General features: G+C 67.7%; 2 protein-coding genes. Both read right to left on the bottom strand.

Annotated features, from left to right (window positions below):
• Window positions 1–28: 28 nt before the first annotated feature.
• A complete protein-coding gene (locus ACGF2Y_RS36665; protein WP_392956443.1) occupies window positions 29–901 on the bottom strand; it encodes an IS3 family transposase in 873 nt (290 codons plus the stop codon).
• The coding region (locus ACGF2Y_RS36660; protein WP_392956441.1) for a transposase at window positions 898–1,240 on the bottom strand (343 nt) is incomplete at its 5' end. The genes ACGF2Y_RS36660 and ACGF2Y_RS36665, both read right to left, overlap by 4 nt.

Here is a 1,240-nt window from a genome sequence, read left to right as displayed (position 1 = left end):
GCTTTGACGGACACCATTGGTGTGGTGGTCAGGCTGCGAGTACGGTCTCGTACTCGGCGGGGCTGAGGTAGCCGAGGCTGCTGTGCAGTCGATGCAAGTTGTACCAGCCCTCGATGAAGTCGAAGATCGCGGTGTGGGCGGCGGCCCGGCTGGGCCAGGCGGAGGTGCCGAGCAGTTCACGTTTGATGGTCGAGAAGAACGACTCGGCGAGGGCGTTGTCCCAACACTGACCGGTGCGGCCAACCGACAGCCGAATCCCGAACTCGGCGGCCAGGGCGGCGAATTGCTGGCTGGTGTATTGACAGCCGCGATCCGAGTGAAAGATCACGGGACGGGTGGGACGCCGCTGCCGGCAGGCGGCTGTCAGTGCGTCGGCCACCAGATCGGTTCGCAGGTGATCGGCGGTTGCCCAGCCGACCACGCGGCGGGAGGCGATGTCGATGACCGTGGCCAGATAGAGCCAGCCCTCGTCGGTCGGGATGTAGGTGATGTCACCGCACCAGCGGGCATCGAGCCCGGTGCGGCCGGGCTGAAAGTCCCGGACGATCAGGTCGGGACGCAAGGCAGCCCTGGGATCGGGGACCGTGGTCACCTGCCGTCGGCGGCGGTGCCGGCCTTGTAGTCCGGCGGCCTGCATCAGTCGTGCGACACGACGCCGGCCGCACCCGGTGCCCTCGCGCGTGAGCACGGCATGCACGCGCGGGGACCCGTAGGTCCCGCGCGATCGCGCATGGACCTCAGTGATCTGCTCGGTCAGCTCAGCATCCCGCACCGCCCGGGGGCCGGGCAGGCCGGAGCGGCGGGCATAAAAGGCGGTCCTGGAGACCTTCATCAGCTCACACGCGCGTTTGACGCTGTGACCTGCACGCTTCTCCGCCTCGATGAACGGGTGCACCGTCACCGGGTCTCCTTCGCGAAGAAAGCTGTGGCCCGCTTGAGGACGTCGACGTCCTCGCGCAGCCGACGGTTCTCCCGCCGCAACGCGGTCAGCTCCTCGCGTTCGCTGCTGCTCAGCCCGTTGCGCTCTCCCGCGTCAACCTCGGCCTGTTTCACCCAGTCCCGCACCGCGGTCTCGGTCAGTTCGAAGTCCTTGGCGACCTGGCCGACCGAGCGGTCACCCCGTCGGCACAGCCCAACGATCTCTGCCTTGAACTCCGGCGTGAACGAGCGGCGAGGGCGGCGAGGCTTCTTCTTCCCCATGCTCTCCATGATGGACATCCTCCCGGGGCTGAACCCCTGA

Origin of the sequence: Streptomyces sp. NPDC048142 (genome assembly GCF_043202835.1) — a bacterium.
Lineage (GTDB): Bacteria > Actinomycetota > Actinomycetes > Streptomycetales > Streptomycetaceae > Streptomyces.
This window is presented reverse-complemented; position numbering and strand designations above follow the sequence as displayed.